Genomic DNA, 19551 nt, shown 5'->3' with positions numbered 1-19551 from the left:
AGAGGAGATAGTAACTGGATTTTCGCGCCCGTTTACTGGGGACTTTCGGGATGAGGCGTATGTCTATCAAAAAGTCTCTCGCTAGCTTGGTTAAGCGCTCATCCTCTCTAGTGAATTATTTATTTTTTAGTATTCCCTAAAGCCAGATGCTGCAAATAATGTTCCTGCAATATCATCATAGGAAAAGCAAACCTATTGCAAATGAGAATAAATGCGTTTTAAATTTTTAGGGCTGCGTCGCGCCTTACTTTTAGTAAGCATTACCTGCCTTCTATTTTTGTCTGCTCCTGTCTTTGCTGCGGAACGAGTGGTGTTAAACTATGGTATCTTTCGTGAATCACTTTCAGTGGAGGAGCTATCCACCTTTGCCCAAACAGGTGAACTTTCAAGTTCACTACGAGTTAACTTAGCTTTGGCGCGACAAGATCCCAAAGCCATCCGTCAGTATTTGACAGAGCCGATGAAGGTAAACCTTGTATTTTTAGATAGAGTGCTAAATAGCCGGATTGGTAATATTATTTTGGATCAAATTAGTCAAGTTATTTATACACCGTCTCACAGAGCAGATCGGCAAGCTTTGCGAGCCGCTTTGGTACTTTCTGCGAGTCAAGATGAGCAGGTGTCGCTAATCGAAATTATTAAGAATTATCCCACAAATGAAGTCGAAGTTGATGGAAAACGCTTGCAGGGTGCATACCGTCAACTTCGTCGCTTGCAAACAAGCCTACAAGATTTATTTGGTGTTTAGTAAGCTAAAGTTTCTAAAGTTTCCCTTAAATACCGTTGTACCTGCTGTTCCAAGCGAATTCCGTGTAATTGAGCATCGCGTTCTAGTTGCCAACGTTGAAAACCGGAACTAGTGGAGATCGCACATTTGAGGCTATACCAAATTTCAGTATCAGCAGAAAATTGGCGATCGCTAGAAGCTGGAATTTGAGCCATAGTTTCTCATTCCTTTATTTTAACTTCAACGGTAATTGGGCATTGGGAAGAGGCAGAGGGGCAGGGAGTAGGGAGCAGAGGGGAAAAATGTAATTTTTTATTCTCTCCCTTGCCCCAGTAAGAACTGCTTCTTCATCTTCGTCTGCTCCTCTGGTACTTAATTTATATTTAGCCCTTTAAAGTTAAATAATATACTTTACGGGCTGCTATGAATCTGTATTAATCCTAAACAAAGATTCCAACAATCGAGGCACGATTTGATTAACCCGTACTCCTAAAATTGTAAAATCCTGCTTAATCTTTTCTAAAGATAATGGCTCTATACCAGCGAATTCTGTGTCATTAGTCACTAAAACTCGCATTACACTCACAGGTACTTGTAAAAATAGATTGCTGCCCAAAAACGCTAATCCTGCAAGCACTAGTGCAACGCTACGCCATTGTGGAAGAAATTTAGCTGAATTTGCTACTAATGGGGCAATTTGGTAAAGCTGCCACAGCACAAAAACTGACAATACTGCCGCTACTAATGCCAGGATACGATTTACCTTTGTATTAATTAAACAGAGAATTTTTCGCTGCCGTTCTGTCAGATTTTCTGGCTTTAGGGCTATTCCTAAAAGAGCAAATATATAAAAAGGGCGACGCAGCTGCATCCATAGCAAAGGGAGAATACCAATGGCAGCAACTAAGAATAGTTCCATCCACACTGGTAAAAACGGCTCGCCTACAGACAGGAAGAATAAGCAGAGAAGTAAAAAAACAGGCAACGTCGCTAATCCTGCGACGTGAATCCACAAAATAGGTTCGGAGCGAAATGAATGCATATATAAAAAATTATGAGTTAAGAGTTAGGAGTTAAGAATTAGCAGGCTTTATCTCCTAACTCTTAATTTATCACTCCTAACTTCTAACCATTTTACCCCTAACACTACCTCGTTAAGGTGAGAGTGCGGCGCTTCGTAACCATCTGATAGGCTTCGATGATGTCACCTACAACCCAATCATGGAATTTATCGATGCCGACACCGCATTCATAACCAGCGTTGACCTCACGGGCATCTTCTTTCATCCGTTTTAGGGAGTCAAGGACGCCTTCATAAATCACCTTACCGCCGCGTCGCACCCTGACTTTGCAGTTGCGAACTAATTTGCCAGATTGAACGTAGCAACCGGCAACCGCACCACGACCGACTGTGAAGAAGGCACGCACTTCGGTTTGGCCCAAGGGTTCTTCCACCAACTCTGGTTCCAAAAGACCTTCCAAGGCATCTTGGATATCTTCTAGGAGTTTGTAGATTACGTTGTATTCTCGAACATCTACACCTGCTTCATCGGCGGCTTGTCTAGCGCCACTAGCGAAGGTGGTGTTGAAGCCAATAATTACAGCGTTACTGGCAGCTGCTAAGTCGATATCTGTCTCGGTAATTTCCCCAGCAGTAGCCAAGAGCATCCGAATTTGGACTTCGTTTTGCGGGATTTGCTTGAGCGCTCCCACAATGGCTTCTACGGAACCTTGTACGTCTCCTTTCAAGATTAAGTTGAGTTCTTTCAACTCGCCTTCTTGTGCTTGAGCCGACAAGGTTGTAAGGGTAACACGTCCCTGTAACAAACGGGATAGGCGTTGTCTGTCGGCGCGATCGCTAGCAAGCGCTCTGGCTTCTTTTTCGTTCTCAAAGACCTCGAACTCGTCGCCTGCTGCTGGCACATCACTTAAACCTAGTACCTCGACAGCAAAGGAAGGAGAAGCAATATCTACTCTCTTGCCTCTGTCATCTACCATCGCCCGGACTTTACCGAAAGCCGAGCCAGCTACTAAGATATCTCCCACATGCAGGGTGCCATTCTGAATTAGCAGGGTAGCAACTGCTCCCTTGGCTTTATCCAGATGTGCTTCAATTACAGTTCCTTTAGCGGTACGATCTGGGTTGGCAGATAGTTCTGCAACCTCTGCTACTAAGAGAATCATTTCTAAGAGCGTATCTAGGTTTTCACCTCTGATGGCGCTTACCGGAACCATGATTGTCTCACCACCCCAGTCTTCTGAGGTCAGACCATACTGGGTGAGTTCTTGTTTAACACGCTCTGGCTGTGCCCCTTCTTTGTCAATTTTGTTGATTGCCACAACAATTGGCACTCCCGCAGCTTGGGCGTGGCTAATGGCTTCAATGGTTTGGGGACGGACGCCATCATCAGCAGCTACTACCAACACGGCAATGTCTGTTACCCTCGCTCCTCTGGCTCGCATTGCTGTAAAGGCTTCGTGACCAGGAGTATCCAGGAAGACTATCTGCTGTGGTTTGCCCTCATGTTCCACATCCACATGGTATGCACCAATGTGTTGAGTGATCCCACCAGCTTCGCCAGCAGCCACTTTGGTTTTGCGGATTGAGTCGAGTAGAGTTGTTTTACCGTGGTCTACGTGACCCATAATTGTCACGACTGGCGGACGGCGGTGCAGATAATCTAGGTCTTCTGCGCTGACCATTTCTGTAATTTTCCGAGCTTCTGCTTCTCGCTCGACGGTTTCGACTTCTATTTCTAGTTCTTTTCCTACCAGGGTAATTGTGGGAATATCCAGATTTTGGGTGATACTCACCGCCATGCCTTTGAGGAACAGGATTTTCACAATCTCTGTATCAGGAACGGCTAAAACGTCAGCCAGTTCTTGCACAGTCAAGGGGCCTGTGATCGTGACCTTTTCGGGACGATCGCGCTTGGTGTCAGCTTCTTGTTGTTGGCGACGGTTATTGTGATGGTCACGGCTAGAACCAGATTTAGAACCAGGCTTTCTACTTCCTCTAGCGGTTGGGGCGCTAGCAAGGGTTGTACCTGGCATCTGTACAGGTCGAGTCGCTTTGGGTTTCGGAGGACGGGCAATGGAAAGGCTGACTTGGACGGTGGCTGGTGAGTCTAGATCGTCATCATCTAGCAAATCTTCTTCAAACTCATCATCCAATATCGGCTTGATCCGCTTGCCTTTTACGCCAGCTTTAGCCTTCTCTTTAACTTCGTCAATTATTTCCTCTTCTACCCACTTTTTGCCGCCTTTGGTCGGGCGAGGTGGAGTTGGGCGTTTCAAATCGAGGAGATCGGGTGCGACCACTGGCTCATCACCCAATCCTTGAGATTTGCCCGCTATTCCTGACATCTGCCTGGGTGGAGTAGCGATCGGCATTGCGGCTGCTACTGCTTCACCAGGGCGGGCTGGCCTGGGTCGTTGCCCCTCTCCTAGTTGTGATGGTGCAGCTGGTCTATTGACCCTCTGCTCTGGTCTGCTGGGTGCAGGGGTAGGACGACTTGTTCTTTGTGGCGCACCTGGTGGAGACTGGTCAGTTGGCAGTTTAGCTCTAGGCTTAATTTGTTCGCGATCGCCTTCGACGGGTCGTTGCCGTTGGTCGCGTTTAAGAATCGGTTTGTCTGCCTGAGATACTGGCTCATCTGCCACCTGGGCAACTTCTGCCGCAGGTCTTGGCGGTGGGGCAGCTAATTGCGGTTTGATTGGTTTTTCCGCTTTCGGTCTGGGTGGAACTATTTTTTCTGGTTTTTGGGATGCTGTTTTTTCCGACGCCTGATTTTGATTTGGCGTTTGTTCCAAGTTCGTTACAGGAGGTTGCTCTTGAGTCTCAGATTGAGTCCGGGGCACAGGTCGAGTTGGTGCTGCCGGCTTGGTGGGTGAGACTGGTGTAGCGAAAGGCCGTGGTGGAGAGGGAGGATTAGCTTCAGACAAGGCAGCTTGGGTATTGGTAGCAACTGACGCCTCTGGGGCGTTGGGGGTAGTATTTCTCAATATTTTGGGTTTGCGTATTTCCAAAATTTGCTGTTTGTGGGGTGCAGCAGGTCGGGCAGATCCGCCGTTTGTTGGTGAGTTTGGTTTATGGCTGGTTGTACGTAGTTCTTTTTTGGCGGAGCCATTCGTCGCTGCGAGTTTTTCCGCAGCCGTGCGGATGCTTTCTGCCTCGGATTCTGAAATCGTGCTGCTATGACTTTTGACCGCAATATCGAGCTGGTCGCAAATTGCTAGTAGCTCTTTGTTATCCAAGTTCAATTCCTTTGATAATTCATAGATTCTAACTTTGCCGTTGTTCATCCACTCTTCCCCTTTAATGTACAGTTTTAGCGGATGGTTGCCTGGGAGTGCGACATCTCCATCCTTGGATTACTGTTTTTAGACTGCCGTTCAGTTTTTGCCGGTGCCTCCAATCAGGAAAGAGAGATGTTTCGGTTTAATAATGGCATCCCCACCAGGAATGATGGTTGAGGGACACCCATAAAAATTTTTTAAATAAAAGATTTTTATAGGAACCCCTGACGCCGAACTGCGCCTGAGCGCTACCAGGTTGCCATTTTGTAGTTTCTTGTTTTGGTGATTCTGAGCCTTCCACAACACAATCGATTACATCTTGTTCTGGGAATCGTGCCTCGCCCCTCTTAATTATTGGAGAGCCGAATGCCTTTTACACCCATTTACTATTTTGGCACTAACCTTAACGATCAACAGAGGGTGTCATGAAAGCGCGACTTCGGTTTTCGCACTATTCCTCTGATGATGACGTCACAAAGTTGTTCCAATTAAATTTGGTTTTGGGTATTGCTCTGGGCTAGACGTTGCAACAAGCTTTGGTACAGTGTTTCTGGCACTGATGCATGTAGCGATCGCCCTAGTCGATTTTTTTTTTGAGCTGCTTGTAGGCAACTCGTTTGCGGACAAATATAGGCAGAACGCCCCATGCCCTGATCTAATTGTACCTTTCCCGATGGAAAGACGCGGACAATCCGCCAAAACTCATCTTTTGAGCCTACTTTCCGGCAACTAATACAGCGCCGATAATTTGGTTTCATCGTTTCTGGGTGATCTCAGTCCAGCATTCTGGATGTAAAAATAAGTTGATTACTACTATTTTTTACTGATACCAAGTAGCTTTTGAGAAAATAATCCTTGAGACTGAGACTACAATCTACAGTATCAAAACTTTACAAATTTAATGAATTATTCATCATCGTCATTATCAAAACTATCCTCTTCTAATCCGTCCTGATTTTCATCCTCGAATTCTTCCTCATATTCAAGATCGTCTTCCTCTGATTCCTCTGATTGATATTTTGTTCTTACAGCCAGAAATTTAGCATCTTCTCCGGCATAGTCATACTTAGCTTTGTCTTTGATGTCTATTTTCCAACCAGTCAAACGGGCTGCCAAACGGACATTTTGTCCTTCTTTGCCTATGGCTAAACTCAATTGGTCTTCAGCCACTAGTACGTGAGTTTGCCGGGATTCTGGGTCCATTAGGCGTACTTCATCTACCCGTGCTGGACTTAAGGCATTGGCGATGTATGTTGCTGGGTCTGGCGACCAACGAATTACATCTATTTTTTCACCACGTAATTCGTTAACTACCACTTGAATTCGCGATCCCCTGGCTCCGATACAAGCGCCTACCGGGTCTACATCGCGATCAAGGGTATCTACTGCTATTTTAGTCCGGGGGCCGACATAACGAGAAGGGGGGTTTGCCTCCCTCGCTACGGCAACAATCCGTACCACTTCATCTTCGATTTCTGGAACTTCGTTGGCAAACAGATAAACCACCAAACCAGCATCAGCGCGAGACACAAGCAACTGTGGCCCTCGTTGCTGACCTTGGGAGACTTTTTTGAGATATACCTTGAAGGTGGCATTTGCCCGATAATTATCGTTGGGCAGCTGTTCCCGCTTTGGTAATTCGGCTTCTACTTCTGGCTGACCAAAACCACTGCTAACTGCCAGAACTACTGATTGCCGCTCAAACCGCAAAACTCTTGCTTGCAGAACAGTTCCTTCTAAATCTTGGAACTCTTCTTGCACCATTTGGCGTTGTTGATCCCGTAATTTTTGCGCTAGTACCTGCTTGGTTTGCATCGCTGCCATCCGACCAAACTCTCCTTGGTCGGGGGTCACATCTAGCACCACAGAGTCCCCTAACTGCGCTTCGGGAGCTACTTGTTGAACTTCATCTAGGGAAATCTGGTGGTCTGTGTTATTGACTGCTTCGACAATGGTTTTGGTGGAAAGAACCCGAAATCCTTCTTCTTCAATATCGAGTTCTACTTCAAAATTCTCAAAATAATCTTCGTCAAACTGTTTACGTTCTAAATTTTGGGCGCGACGATAACGTTCGTAGCCTTTGAGTAGTGCTTCTCTTATAGCTGATTGAACTGCAAGACGAGGTAAATTCCGCTCGCGGCTTATACTTTCAATTAATTCTTTTAATCCAGGTAAAGTAACCATTGACATAAGCAATCTCCTTTAAAAATTAGGTACTAGGAACTAGGGACTGGGCATGGGGCATTGGGCATGGGGTATTGGGCATGGGGCATTGGGTGCAATGGCAAAAGACTTGCAGCAACTTACCCTCTGCTCCTATGCTCCTATGCTCCTCCAATCCCTTAGTCCCTAGTCCCTAGCCTCTAATCACTTGTTTATCGGCGCTCGTCTAGCTGCACCTTAGTAATTAGGGAACGGGGAATTTCGACTACACGACCTTTTTGGTTTAAGTAAAGTGCTGTCTCATCCCGGCGAATTAACTGACCAGTCCACTCTGGTTGTCCGTCGTAGGGTGGCGAAGTGGAGATGATGACAGGAAATCCTTTAAAGGAAATAAACTCCCTGTCTGTTACCAGTTGCCGCGAAATCCCAGGACTAGAGACTTCCAAGACGTATGCATCTGGAACGATTTGGGCAGTATCTAAGGAGGCTTCTAAAGCACGGCTCATCCTTTCACAATCATTTAACCCGGTGTCTTGCTCAGGATTGCGAATGTCTACCCGCAAAACTGGTGGACTTTGGTTAGTATGAAAAACCACGCCAACCACTTCCAATCCCAGTTCTTCTGCTACTGGTGTCGCCAAATCAATAATTTGTGGAACTAAAGGATGAACCATGAGAAAATTCAATAAAAAAAGTGGGCACTGACCCACTTCCTGCGATAGGTATATCTTCCAAGAAGTCTTGTGACGAATCAATTATGATTCGCCTAATTCGTAGTTTAGCGCATTTATTGAATAGTCATTGGTCATTGGTCATTAGTCATTAGGCATTGGAAAGAGGATTTGAGGACAAGGGAAAAGATTTATTGGAAGTTCTAAACTTTTGTCACCTTGTCCTCTTGTCCCCTCTGCTCCCCTGCCTCCTCTGCTTCCCCTGCTCCCTGCCTCATCTTTTCACTATTGCTGGAACTGATACTTGTGTTCGTAATTGTCTGGTTTGCTCGATAATTTGGTCTATGTCTTCTTGGGACAAACGCTGGACGTAGTTGATTTTGATTTCCTCTAAGAAGTCAAAAAGTAAACTCTGAATTTCTGAAAGTACGTGTTTTTCCTTTATTTGAGATCCTAAAACTTTGCTAAAGGTTTCTACTAGCTGACTGGTGAGTTTTGCGCCCACAGGGTCTTCAACAGCACTAACTAACGTTTTGTAAAGATTAGTTGTGATTTGAGTTGCCAGTTGTTCGCTTAACTGGGTTTGGGCTTGTCCCACGCCAGGGAGGTTCTGGAGGTCTCGGTAAACGGGGATTTGATGGAAGACGGTTTCGATGTTGTGGCGCAAAATGGCTACGATCGCAGGTTGGATTTCGGGTAACACTTGGTAGACAATTGTCTTTACTAAAAGACCTGCGATCGCTTCTACCTCATTTACATTATTAATATCTATGTAGGGACGTAAATTTTCTTGTTGCAATAGCCAGCGCGTTAACTCACCCTTCTGAATTGAACCCTGAACCTGATTAATTACTCTCACCACTACAACTTCTGTGAGTTCTTCGGCAAAATTAGCAACAATCCCTTGATGAATTTGCTTTCGCACTGGATGTAAATTTAATAACCGTGCTTGATCGAGGCGGATTACTACAGGTAAAATTCGCAACCACCGCCAAAATGGCAGTATTAAAAATAGGTCGTACCAACGCCATAATACTGCTTCAACCCAGCTTAGGCCAGGATGTCGGCGTCTAATTAAGAAAGTGCGCCCCAGCAATTCTACGCCAAATAAAATCACAAAGGGGAAGTCAATAATCCAGAAATTATCAACAAATTCGCCATTTTCACCGATTTGGCGGAAGTAGTTGGAAGCAATCAAAGGACGGATGCTCTCGTTAAAAAAATTAATTTCTTTAACCCAGCCATTTTGTGATAAGTAAGGCTGACTCCAAAAAGTGGCAAAGGACTGTTTTGCAGATTCATTACCAATGTGCGATCGCATCCGCTTTTTGATTTTTTCCAGAGTCCCACTCTTATTGACTCCCGCAAACGGGTTACTGTCAATCATCTCGCTACTAAGACGACTTATTTGTATTAGCCTGCTATTTACCTGAGAAGACTCTAACCCTGTTTGCCTGACTTGTTCTTCTAATGCGTCTACTGCTTCTAGATAACTTTTTGTATCTCGATGGGGTTCAATACCTTTTATTGGGTCATAAATCTGAATAATTTGGGGAAGTTTTCGCAAGTAGAAATCTCGCCAAGGTACGTAACTTAAATTAAACAAAACTAAACCTAGATTTACGGTGGCAGTAATTGCCATAATTCTTTCAAACCAAAGATTTCGCCGCTTAGAAGATTTTATATTTTTCATTTTTTGTCATATATTATACATTTTTGGGTATTTAGAATATAAGCTCTTTCATTTATCGAAACAGAAGTCAGCTCTTAGCTATCCGCTAACAGAATGAATTTTGAACGAAGGTCAAAACCCGCTTTGTTCAGGCAGCATCTCCAATTACCCTCGCTCTAGCTTGACACAAGTGACAGATGTATGCACTACTGTAATTTAGTGTTCAATGGGTGGATTCGATTTAAATGATGCTGTATCTCTGCTAATACAAGATACTTCTTTTGATGGATGACACAAATTAGTTTTTGTATAACAAGTCAAAATTGACAAAATAAATCACGAATTATTCAAAAAACATTAAAAAATTGCAAAAAAAGTTATTAAACAAACTTAAAATGCAGCTGTTAACATTTATAATCCTGCTGATTTAACTCAAAGGAGTTTTAAGTATGTGGTGTGGGTTTGGAAAATCAAGCGTGAACTTTGCTGTTACTTGCCTGTTAACTGCTAGTGTCGTAATTGCAGATACAGGTTTTGCAGCCTCTCAACGTAGCTATACCCCCCAGCAATTCCGTGCTGTGTTGCGAGGGTTAGGCTATAACGTCAAGTTAGCAAATGGCCCTTTGACGGATGACCAAACTAAAAAGGCTATTCGTGAATTTCAGACGGGTTATAAGCTAAAACCAGTTGATGGAATAGCAGGGCCAAAAACCCAACAATTTGCTGCTAACATCGTTCAGATTTTGCACACAAATTTGAATGCAGTGGTAAAGCCAAATCCTCCCCTGCCACGAGATCATTTTTATGGTTCCCGCACGGAAGAAGTAGTGAAGGAGTATCAGAAGAAATATCAGTTGCAAGAAACTGGAATTGCTAATTTAGCACTCCGCCAAAAGCTGAATGAAGAAGCAAAGACAGTTATCAGTCAGCCAACAGCTACACCGACAGCTACACCAACAGCTAAACCAACAGCTAAACCAACCGCTAGACCGACGGCTAGACCAACCGCTAGACCGACGGCTACACCAACAGCTACACCAACAGCTACACCAACAGCTACACCAACAGCTACACCAACAGCTACACCAACGGCTACACCAACGGCTACACCAACAGCTACACCAACAGCTACACCAACAGCTACACCAACGACTACACCCTAATCGCCAGAAAACTCCTACCCCAAACCTCCTTAAATCATTTGATTTGGTTCTTCTAAGGGTCTGCCCTTGGGTATAGGTAGAATTGGACGGGGGTCATTGTAAGGCATAGGAATGTACTGGACGCTGGGTCGGCCTCCTTGTGGCTGTGGGTACAAATCCATGAGATCATAAATAGAATGGGGCAGTCCGACAGTTACGGGCAGCCCCATTTCTGTTGCTTCTTCTATAGTGATGGGATAGTCGTGGGTGACGCGGCCGGTTGTCAAGGCTTCGATAATCGATTCGATATTTTCTGGTAGAACTTTTTGTTTAGGTATACTATCTTTTAGCAGAGTCCGTACAAACCTCTGTACCTGCCCAATTGCTTTGCGTGAGAGGTCGGCCATAATTAAAGTTTGGTCATCAATCTCACTGATGGGTTTATCTTCAACTACTTTTAGGATACTTGCTGCTGGGTAGTTACCCAATTGGGGATCAACTGGCCCTAAGACAGCGTTAGCATCCATAATAATTTCATCAGAGGCAAGGGCAAGCATGGTACCGCCACTCATAGCATAGTGAGGTACAAAGACTGTAACTTTTGCTTGGTGGCGAATTAATGCTCTGGCGATTTGTTCAGTAGCTAAAACCAAACCTCCGGGAGTGTGCAAAATTAAGTCAATTGGCACATCTGGGGGTGTGAGGCGAATTGCTCGCAATATTTGTTCTGAGTCTTCGATAGTAATATAGCGAGATAATGGAATTCCCAGGAAGCTAATAGACTCTTGACGATGAATGAGCAAAATTACCCGACTTTTACGTTCCTGCTGGAATTGTTGTAAAGCACGCAAGCGGCGATATTCTATTTGACGTTTTTGCCAAAGGGGTTGCAAAGAAGTCAGAAGCAGGAAAATCCAGAATAAATCACCAATACCAAAGCCCATAATATTAATTTTTGCTCAAAAATAACGGTTGCCGTCATTATTGTGACAATTTTTGGGCGATCGCATTTCTATCTGTAGATTTAAAACTATCGAACTACACTAGACAAAAAAATTACGAATTACGTTAGCGTAGCGGTAGCGACGTAGGAGCGTCATTATGAATTACGAATTATTTCTTATCCCCGTCGCCAAATCTTGATAGTATCGTCATCACCACCGCTAACTAGGATTTGACCATCGGGACTAAAGGCGACGCATCGAACATAGCTGGAATGCCCTATAAGTGTGCTGATTTCTTTGCCACTGTGTACGTGCCACAGTTTGATAGTCTTATCCCAACTGCCACTAGCGAAAAATTGACCATCATGGCTAAAGGCAACTGACCAAACTGAATCAGAATGACCAATGAGAGTCCGAATTTCTCTGCCTGTATTTACATCCCACAGTTTAATTGTGTTGTCACCACTGCCACTGGCGATAATTTCCCCATCCTTACTGAAGGCGATACAGTTAATAAAGAAGGAATGGCCTAATAATGTGCAAATGTTTCTGCCTGTGTATACTTGCCATAATTTAATGGTGTAATCAGTACTGGCACTAGCTACAAGCTGTCTATCCTTGCTATTCGTTGCAGGCGTTGTTGGAGAATAGGCAACTGACGAAACTGAGTCAGAATGACCTATAAGAGTTTGGATTTCTATGCCTGTATGTACTTGCCACAGTTTAATTGTGCAGTCAACACTGCCACTAGCCAGAAATTTACCATCAGGACTAAAGGCAACGGAATTCACCCAATTAGTATGACCAGTGAGAGTACGAATTTCTTTGCCTGTGTTGACATCCCACAATTTGATGGTGTTATCCCAACTACCGCTAGCTAAGATTTCCGAGTTCAGGTCTGCAACTGGCGCAGATTTGCCTGACTCCTTTTGATAAGAAAGCTTTGAAGAGATTGGGCTAAAGGCGACGGAATGAACCATACTGGAATGACCAGAAGACCAACGACCTAGTTGACGCACTAGCTTACCAGTACCTAGTTGCCAAAGTTTAATAGTATGGTCATTACTACCGCTAGCAATAAATTGCCCGTCTGAGCTAATGGCGATCGCATGAACCATACTAGAATGACCTTTGAGGGTCTGTACACATTGCCACTTCTGTTGATCTAATACAACAGGTGGAGGTGGTTTAAGTCTAGGCATTATCACCAAGTTAGATGATATTGGTGGTATTTTATCGCCACCAGTATCAGAACCCAATAAATCTAACCACTCCTGCACAGACTGGGGACGATATGTTGACTCCAAATCCATGCCGCACATAATAGCCTGATTAACTTTGTCGCTGATTTTAGGATTAAAATATTGTGGTGGTTCTAAATTAACATTGTGACGTCTATCATCTGCACTCGTCGGTATAACTGCGGTAAGCAAATTATACAAAGTAGCAGCTAAGGCGTATATATCAATGTATTCTCCTCGTGGCGCTTCTGATTCATACTGCTCAGGTGGGGCAAAACCAGGAGTACGATAGACTGTATGCCTTTGGATCATATTGGGAATAAATTCTCTAGCGATGCCAAAATCTATCAGTACTGCTTCTGATTTATCAATGCGGATCATAATATTACGTGGTTTGAGATCCCGATGCAGTAGCCCTTTGGAGTGAATTATCGTCAAAGCGTCGCCAATTTGCCTGATGTATAGTAGCGCTTCTGCTTCTGATAGCACTCCCATCCGTCTTAGGCGCTGTCCTAAGTCTTCGCCTTCGATATAATCCATCACCATGCAGGGCAAATTTCCCTCATCAAAGATGGTTTCTATCTGTACTATATGAGGATGGTGACACACAGCCAGCCGTACTGCTTCATCACGGAAGTCTTGCCGTAACTTGTTTCGGTGGAGTATCCAGGCGGGGTGATTTAGGATTTCTTCTTTGAGAGTTTTAATCACTCGCAGTTGATTCCGTTGATTTCTGGCAAGATAAGTAATGCCAATTCCGCCTTCACCTAGTTGGCTTTCAATAATGTACCGTCCACCGAATAAAGACTTTCCTGCATTCCACACCATTAGTAATATTTGACAATTCCTGGTATTTATTTTGGCACGGTATCAGAACAGCCAACACGAATTTTTGGAAATTCAATTTTGTTTTGCTGTTGTAGCTTTTTGCATTACTTACTTAGACAACATTTTCATTAACCTCAATAATCACTAATATAGAGTTGGGTATACCCTAATAGTTTTAGCTAAACTATACTTTTACACCAAAATTTTATTTAATTGTTCATGCTAAAGTAAACGATGACTTTAGCGATATTTGGTCATAATAATTTGACTTGTAGGTAATGTAAAATTATGCTAAAGAATCTGAAGCTGAAACAAAAGTTTACAATTCTCCTACTGATAATTCTGACATTCGGTCTAAGCTTGAGTGGATTTGCTCTTTCTTCTCTGCTTAGGGAGAATGCTAAACAAGATATTAGCTCAACAGGTCTTATGCTCATGCAAACCATGAGTTCTATTCGTAAATATACCAATACTCAAGTTAATCCAGAACTAGCTGATAAATTGGCAACTGAGTTTTTGCCGCAAAGTGTACCTGCATACTCAGCACGGGAGGTATTTGAGATTTTACGGAAAACACCAGATTACCGTGATTTCTTTTACAAAGAAGCAACTCTCAATCCGACAAATCTTCGGGATAAGGCTGACGGTTTTGAGACGGAAATTGTAGAAAGGTTCAGAAATAAATCAGACCTAAAAGAAGTGAGTGGATTTCGCTCAATTCCTGGTGGAGATATCTTTTATATTGCTCGTCCGTTACCAATTACTGAACAAAGTTGTTTAGTCTGTCATAGTGTACCCGAAGCTGCACCTCCAAGTATGATTAATCTTTATGGTACAGCTAATGGATTTGGGTGGAAGCTGAATGAAATTGTCGGCGCTCAGATTATTACAGTACCAGCAAATAACGTCATCAACAAAGCCCATCAGTCTTCCTTACTGATTATTTTAATTGTATCAACTATTTTTATAGCTACTATCCTGTTAGTAAACTATTTCTTGAATCGACAAGTTGTGATGCCTCTCAAACGCATGACTCGCATTGCCGAAGAAGTTAGTACTGGACACATGGATGTTGAATTCGAGCAAATGTCTAATGATGAAATTGGTAATTTAGCTAAAGCCTTTAAACGGATGCAGTTAAGTTTAGAAATGGCAATGAAAAGAATCAAACGCACTCAGGGAGGTATAGGGGACTAGAATAATCCGTAATTTGTGACGCTCCTGCGGACGCTCGTTCCTCTCTACGAGACGCTGCGCGAACGCTACCGCTAACGTAATTCATAATTTGCCATTCAGTTATGCAGCTTAGATTTAGATTCAACTACAAAACTAGCTGCCCTTAGTTGCTCTTTACGAAAATATGCTTTTTTTGAATTCAAAAGCTGCTTGAAAGTCAGGAATTTCTCTAGCTATGAGTTCAATAAATTGGTCGGGTGAAATGTAAGGGTTTTGATCTAATATTTCTTCTATGACTAGATTTGCCATTGGCCCTATATGGTAAGCTAACTCTTGGTGACAATGTTTAATAAATGCTGGTTGGAGCGAGGGTTGCTGTTCTTTAATTCGCCCAATTTGCGAAATAGCCGGTGAAGTAGGTGAACTAAAAATTGTTTCTCCAGGTTGGTTATATGACGGCGATATTGCCGACATAGGTTGAAATTCAGGATTAAATACGGTAGCGGGCAAATCATCAAGCATGATTGCAGGAGACATTACCAGTTCTGGTTCTCCAATGCGCTCTAAATCTATAAGAACTTCATTAGCTGTTTGGTATCGCTTGTTAGGTCTATCTGCCAACATTCGATCAAGTACTTGAGCGAACTCATCAGTAATATATGTATAATAACGCCAGTTCCATTCTAAGGAGTACTGATCCATTAGTAAGGATGGATCTCTACCTGTGAGTAATACAATAGCTGTTACTCCCAAAGCATAAAGGTCACTAGAGGGGGAACATAAACCCAAGCTAATCTGTTCGCGGGGAGCATACCCCACTTTGCCGACAAGGGACATTTTGCCAACAAAAGTCACCTGGTTGTTAGAACTTCTGCTCTCATTCATGTCAGCAATTTGCTTGCCTACCCCGAAATCAATCAGCACTGGCAAATCCTTACCATCAGGTAACATGATGTTATCAGGCGAAATATCTCGATGGATGATGTTGTGCTGGTGAACATATTCCAAAACAGGCAGCAGATTTTTTAGCCATTCTATAACTTCCTCTTGGGAAAAGTTTCTGCCTTGACGTTGAAGTTCTCCCAGCACCCTAGAATATGTTTTACCATCAACATACTCTTGCACTAGAAATAACCGACCATCTCCTTCAAAGCAAGCTAAAAACTTGGGAATTTGAGGATGTTGCAATTGATGAAGAATTTTTGCCTCTCTTTTAAATAAGTTGCGATATTGTTCCAGTCCACTCTCCCCTGTGCCAATGGGCGCAAACTCCTTGAGAACACAAGCTTCATTAAACCGCCGAGTGTCAAAGGCCAAGTAAGTTCGCCCCAATCCTCCTTGTCCCAGAAGTTTTTGGATAATATAACGGTTATCGATTAGAGTTCCAGCAGCTATTTCTGGTCTTGTCATAGGGGACTGTGACATCTCATCGCACTCCTTGCGATTTTATTATTGATAAATTATTCAGTTTGCTGAAAGTCAGAAACTCTAGCTGATATTGGCTTATAACATCCCTAAAATTGAGATTAGCATCAGTGTCAAGACAAGGAAATACACTTTTCTACAATCTTTCGACGGTCTTGTGTGACCAAATAGACAATTTTTACCTGGGTAGTTCGATCATACTACTCATACTTACGTATTTTAGCAGCCAGAACATAATCAGTGTCTGCATTAATCTCTGCGACTGCTTTGGGCATCGTCTTTTGGATTCGTAGATGAGCCATATTTTATCCCTAATAACTCAATTGGCACTGAGCTTTGGAACAGTAAGGATATAGCGTTATATGATAGATTCTCAAAGAAACTGAGGTTGCTATAGACTTGCCGAAAAAATTATTATATGTATTTCAAGTGCTGAATATGCGTTAGCGTAGCTTGTCGTAGACATCGCTCTCAAAAATTAATCTTTATGGGAGCTAATATCGTTATTAAATAACTGCTTCGGCATCGGCTATAAAATTTTTTAGTATAAGTAATTCCTCAACAGCATAAAATTATGCTATGTATAAAAAAATACTTTTGAAGCTACAATAATTCATCTAGTTCGGTTAATATAAGCAGTATATTCAATCGTAATTAACCTATGGCGATCGCAGTTGTTAAACCTTGTCAAACAAGCCGGGGATCATTGGCTTTCAATTTTTTCTAAAACATTTCATCAAACCTCTGGCTCAATCCCCGCCGCCCGCAATTGTGCTGCTAGTCGTTGGGCGCGTTGGTGTTCTTGTTGGGCTAACTCAGAACCCCAAGGCAAAAGGTTTCCTTGTTCATCCCACCACCGTAACCACTTTCCTGTACGGTTTTCACGAGTACCTTGCCACACCCCAAGGTAAAGATTCATTTCTGCTATCCAGTAGCGTTGATTTTCATCAGGCTCTTGCAAAATGTACTGTTCTGTGTATTGTAAGCGATACATTTCGATACTGCCGCTACTTGGCTCAAAGATGATATAGTTTGGCACTTTTAAAATGCGCTCGTAGAAAAACCATTTTCCTGGGGGATATGTCGCTTTGATAGAATATTCTGTTTCCTGTGTATCCGAAATAAATTCCATCACAATTAAGGGAATGTCACCCTGTAATTGAGGTGTATAACTGCGTGTTACTTCTTCTCTACTAACATTAATTTTGGCAATAAAAGCCCAATCAGGGGCTTTTATGACCATTTTGTTGTTTACGGTGGCACAAATACCGTAATTAGTTGTTGTTAGAGTGTTAGTTGAAATTTTTCCGGCTAATTGTAGGCTTTCCGTGAGTGCAGCAGCTAAAGCTGGTTGGTTGATGTTGTCCACCGGATCATCTGGGAGTTTGTAATCATCGGGTAGTTTTTCCCAAGTGATTTGGTAGTCTTGGGTGAGGGCTGTCATGGTGAATTGTTTGTCCTTTAGTGTGCAAAAGTGACTGGAGACTGGGTTTATTACTTGTAAAAATTATGGAATTTGCTTTGAACCCTGCCAAATTTGGGAACAATTTCTCAGTACCCAATAGTTACTAATCTTCATCGGGTTCTAAATCGTCGGCTGTCAATTCTTGATGCGGGATGGCGGCAATAATCGCATCTATTACTTTGGCAACTGGTAAAATCTCGATATCAAGATCGGGGAATTTTTGTCCTTTAGGGACGATCGCTCGTTTAAATCCCAACTTAGCTGCTTCTTTTAACCGCAGTTCCATTTGGGAAACCGATCGCACTTGTCCGCCTAATCCAACTTCACCGATTAATACTGTACCGGGATCGACGATGCGATCACGGAAACTGGCAACAATCGCGATCGCAATTCCCAAATCTACCGCAGGTTCTTCCACATTCAACCCACCCGCAGAAGCAACGTAGGAATCCAATTTCGACATGGGAATTCCCACCCGTTTTTCTAAGACAGCGAGAATTTGCACCAAGCGGTTGTAATCTACGCCAGTACCAGCACGACGGGGTGAGGGATAGCTGGTGGGACTCACCAAAGCTTGCAATTCTACAACTATCGGGCGAGTGCCTTCGCAAGCAACGACAATGGCAGTACCAGGTGCAGGATCATCACGGTTGCCTAAAAATAGCTCTGAGGGGTTGGCAACTTCCCGCAGTCCATCTGTCACCATCTCAAAGATGCCGATTTCGTGAGTTGCACCAAAACGGTTTTTCACTGTCCGTAATAACCGATGAGAGGCAAAGCGATCGCCTTCAAAATACAACACCGTATCTACTAAATGTTCTAAAACTTTTGGCCCAGCGATCGCTCCTTCTTTGGTAACGTGTCCTACAATCAGCATGGTGATATCTTCATGCTTCGCCACCTTCATTAGTGCTGCTGTACATTCTCGTACCTGAGCCACCGAACCTGGTGCAGAAGTCAGCGCTGGAAAAAACACTGTTTGGATACTATCAATCACCGCCACGTTTGGCTTTAGGGAGTCTATTTCCCGTAAAATTTCTTCTAAATCTGTTTCTGGCAGTACATATAAATCTGCACCTATACTGTCAGGGTCTATGGGAAGCGTCGCATCTACCACCACAGTGGTATTCTCATCATTAACTAAATTTACGCTTTTTGATACTCCTAAACGAGAAGCGCGTAATTTTACCTGCTGTCCCGATTCTTCACCAGTTACGTAAAGGATGCGATATTTCTGTGCTAATTGATTTGATACTTGCAGTAATAAAGTCGATTTACCAATACCCGGATCGCCACCAATCAAGACCATAGAGCCAGGGACAACCCCGCCCCCAAGCACCCGATCCAATTCTCCATAACCAGATTCCCACCGGGCAATTTGGCGATCGGTAATTTGGTTAAATGTTAAAGAGGCTCGCGCTTTAGCTGGTTTAGCCTGAGATTTGCCATTAGTTTGAGTTGATTGCCAACCACTTACTCCCCCCCGACTGGGTACATCTACTGAGGATTGAATAGAAATTTGTTCTTCTAGAGAGTTGTAAGTGCCACAAGCTGGACATTTACCAAACCATTGGGGCGATTCTGCTCCACATTCGTTACATACAAAAAAGGTTTTTGGCTTTGGCATTCTTAAATCTTATTAAATAATCTTAATATTTACTTAATTATAAAAAAAACTAAAAACCAATAATGATAGTAGTATTTAGAGCTTTTTCTAAATTAATTGATGGAATGATATCTTAATATTATGGTATTAAAAATTAATCATGTAAATTTTTAGTGAAGGAGCGTTGAGAAA

15 protein-coding genes are annotated in these 19551 nt (G+C 43.1%); 3 read left to right on the top strand and 12 right to left on the bottom strand.

Going from position 1 to position 19551, the window contains the following annotated elements:
• Window positions 1-211 precede the first annotated feature (211 nt).
• A complete protein-coding gene (locus RMY00_RS26455) occupies window positions 212-748 on the top strand; it encodes an alpha/beta hydrolase (RefSeq protein WP_322650387.1) in 537 nt (178 codons plus the stop codon).
• Here RMY00_RS26455 and RMY00_RS26450 read toward each other — a convergent pair.
• The 7 genes from RMY00_RS26450 to RMY00_RS26420 all read right to left on the bottom strand — a co-directional run bounded on the left by RMY00_RS26450 (window position 745) and on the right by RMY00_RS26420 (window position 9553).
• On the bottom strand, window positions 745-942 hold the full coding sequence (locus RMY00_RS26450; RefSeq protein ID WP_012412012.1) for a hypothetical protein: 198 nt from the start codon (window positions 940-942) through the stop codon (window positions 745-747). The two genes, RMY00_RS26455 and RMY00_RS26450, sit on opposite strands and share 4 nt — an antisense overlap.
• A gap of 206 nt (window positions 943-1148) precedes the next feature.
• A complete protein-coding gene (locus tag RMY00_RS26445; protein WP_322650386.1) occupies window positions 1149-1769 on the bottom strand; it encodes a low-complexity tail membrane protein in 621 nt (206 codons plus the stop codon).
• A 104-nt stretch (window positions 1770-1873) separates the two neighbouring features.
• Window positions 1874-5032, bottom strand: a complete 3159-nt coding sequence (infB, locus tag RMY00_RS26440; protein ID WP_322650385.1) for a translation initiation factor IF-2 — start codon at window positions 5030-5032, stop codon at window positions 1874-1876.
• Between the two features lie 482 nt (window positions 5033-5514).
• Window positions 5515-5784, bottom strand: coding sequence for a YlxR family protein (locus RMY00_RS26435; RefSeq protein WP_229482756.1), 270 nt, complete (start codon window positions 5782-5784; stop codon window positions 5515-5517).
• Window positions 5785-5932: 148 nt separating this feature from the next.
• Window positions 5933-7216 (bottom strand): transcription termination factor NusA, encoded by a 1284-nt coding sequence (nusA, locus tag RMY00_RS26430; protein WP_322650384.1) that lies wholly within the window; start codon window positions 7214-7216, stop codon window positions 5933-5935.
• Window positions 7217-7401: 185 nt separating this feature from the next.
• The gene (rimP, locus tag RMY00_RS26425) at window positions 7402-7863 is read right to left on the bottom strand and encodes a ribosome maturation factor RimP (protein WP_322650383.1); all 462 of its coding nucleotides are present in this window, start codon (window positions 7861-7863) and stop codon (window positions 7402-7404) included.
• A 271-nt stretch (window positions 7864-8134) separates the two neighbouring features.
• Window positions 8135-9553: a hypothetical protein gene (locus tag RMY00_RS26420; protein ID WP_322650382.1), complete on the bottom strand. Its 1419-nt coding sequence runs from the start codon at window positions 9551-9553 to the stop codon at window positions 8135-8137.
• A 428-nt stretch (window positions 9554-9981) separates the two neighbouring features.
• Here RMY00_RS26420 and RMY00_RS26415 point away from each other — a divergent pair, with 428 nt between their 5' ends.
• Window positions 9982-10695: a peptidoglycan-binding protein gene (locus RMY00_RS26415; protein ID WP_322650381.1), complete on the top strand. Its 714-nt coding sequence runs from the start codon at window positions 9982-9984 to the stop codon at window positions 10693-10695.
• 29 nt (window positions 10696-10724) lie between these two features.
• On the opposite strand, the gene RMY00_RS26410 is transcribed toward RMY00_RS26415, so the two are convergent.
• Both RMY00_RS26410 and RMY00_RS26405 read right to left on the bottom strand, forming a co-directional pair.
• On the bottom strand, window positions 10725-11618 hold the full coding sequence (locus RMY00_RS26410; RefSeq protein ID WP_322650380.1) for an SDH family Clp fold serine proteinase: 894 nt from the start codon (window positions 11616-11618) through the stop codon (window positions 10725-10727).
• A 176-nt stretch (window positions 11619-11794) separates the two neighbouring features.
• Window positions 11795-13687 (bottom strand): serine/threonine-protein kinase, encoded by a 1893-nt coding sequence (locus tag RMY00_RS26405; RefSeq protein WP_322650379.1) that lies wholly within the window; start codon window positions 13685-13687, stop codon window positions 11795-11797.
• Window positions 13688-13975: 288 nt separating this feature from the next.
• On the opposite strand from RMY00_RS26405, the gene RMY00_RS26400 reads away from it, so the two are divergent.
• Window positions 13976-14884, top strand: a complete 909-nt coding sequence (locus tag RMY00_RS26400) for a c-type heme family protein (protein WP_322650378.1) — start codon at window positions 13976-13978, stop codon at window positions 14882-14884.
• 153 nt (window positions 14885-15037) lie between these two features.
• Here RMY00_RS26400 and RMY00_RS26395 read toward each other — a convergent pair whose 3' ends face one another.
• From RMY00_RS26395 to radA, 3 genes are all read right to left on the bottom strand, one after another.
• A complete protein-coding gene (locus RMY00_RS26395; protein ID WP_322650377.1) occupies window positions 15038-16288 on the bottom strand; it encodes a serine/threonine-protein kinase in 1251 nt (416 codons plus the stop codon).
• 736 nt (window positions 16289-17024) lie between these two features.
• Window positions 17025-17732, bottom strand: a complete 708-nt coding sequence (locus RMY00_RS26390; RefSeq protein ID WP_322650376.1) for a Uma2 family endonuclease — start codon at window positions 17730-17732, stop codon at window positions 17025-17027.
• A gap of 124 nt (window positions 17733-17856) precedes the next feature.
• Complete coding sequence (gene radA / locus RMY00_RS26385) at window positions 17857-19380, bottom strand: DNA repair protein RadA (protein ID WP_322650375.1); 1524 nt, start codon at window positions 19378-19380, stop codon at window positions 17857-17859.
• Window positions 19381-19551 lie beyond the last annotated feature (171 nt).

This window comes from Nostoc sp. ChiVER01 (genome assembly GCF_034531155.1).
Taxonomy (GTDB): domain Bacteria; phylum Cyanobacteriota; class Cyanobacteriia; order Cyanobacteriales; family Nostocaceae; genus Nostoc.
The sequence above is the reverse complement of the archived record's forward strand: the minus strand, read 5'-3'. Positions and strand labels throughout refer to the sequence as shown.

Coding starts and splice junctions, on each gene's coding strand:
- nusA (WP_322650384.1), bottom strand. CDS start 7,216: ATGTCAATGGTTACTTTACCTGGATTAAAAGAATTAATTGAAAGTATA.
- RMY00_RS26410 (WP_322650380.1), bottom strand. CDS start 11,618: ATGGGCTTTGGTATTGGTGATTTATTCTGGATTTTCCTGCTTCTGACT.
- rimP (WP_322650383.1), bottom strand. CDS start 7,863: ATGGTTCATCCTTTAGTTCCACAAATTATTGATTTGGCGACACCAGTA.
- radA (WP_322650375.1), bottom strand. CDS start 19,380: ATGCCAAAGCCAAAAACCTTTTTTGTATGTAACGAATGTGGAGCAGAA.
- RMY00_RS26445 (WP_322650386.1), bottom strand. CDS start 1,769: ATGCATTCATTTCGCTCCGAACCTATTTTGTGGATTCACGTCGCAGGA.
- RMY00_RS26420 (WP_322650382.1), bottom strand. CDS start 9,553: ATGAAAAATATAAAATCTTCTAAGCGGCGAAATCTTTGGTTTGAAAGA.
- RMY00_RS26395 (WP_322650377.1), bottom strand. CDS start 16,288: ATGTCACAGTCCCCTATGACAAGACCAGAAATAGCTGCTGGAACTCTA.
- infB (WP_322650385.1), bottom strand. CDS start 5,032: ATGAACAACGGCAAAGTTAGAATCTATGAATTATCAAAGGAATTGAAC.
- RMY00_RS26400 (WP_322650378.1), top strand. CDS start 13,976: ATGCTAAAGAATCTGAAGCTGAAACAAAAGTTTACAATTCTCCTACTG.
- RMY00_RS26455 (WP_322650387.1), top strand. CDS start 212: ATGCGTTTTAAATTTTTAGGGCTGCGTCGCGCCTTACTTTTAGTAAGC.
- RMY00_RS26450 (WP_012412012.1), bottom strand. CDS start 942: ATGGCTCAAATTCCAGCTTCTAGCGATCGCCAATTTTCTGCTGATACT.
- RMY00_RS26435 (WP_229482756.1), bottom strand. CDS start 5,784: ATGAAACCAAATTATCGGCGCTGTATTAGTTGCCGGAAAGTAGGCTCA.
- RMY00_RS26390 (WP_322650376.1), bottom strand. CDS start 17,732: ATGACAGCCCTCACCCAAGACTACCAAATCACTTGGGAAAAACTACCC.
- RMY00_RS26405 (WP_322650379.1), bottom strand. CDS start 13,687: ATGGTGTGGAATGCAGGAAAGTCTTTATTCGGTGGACGGTACATTATT.
- RMY00_RS26415 (WP_322650381.1), top strand. CDS start 9,982: ATGTGGTGTGGGTTTGGAAAATCAAGCGTGAACTTTGCTGTTACTTGC.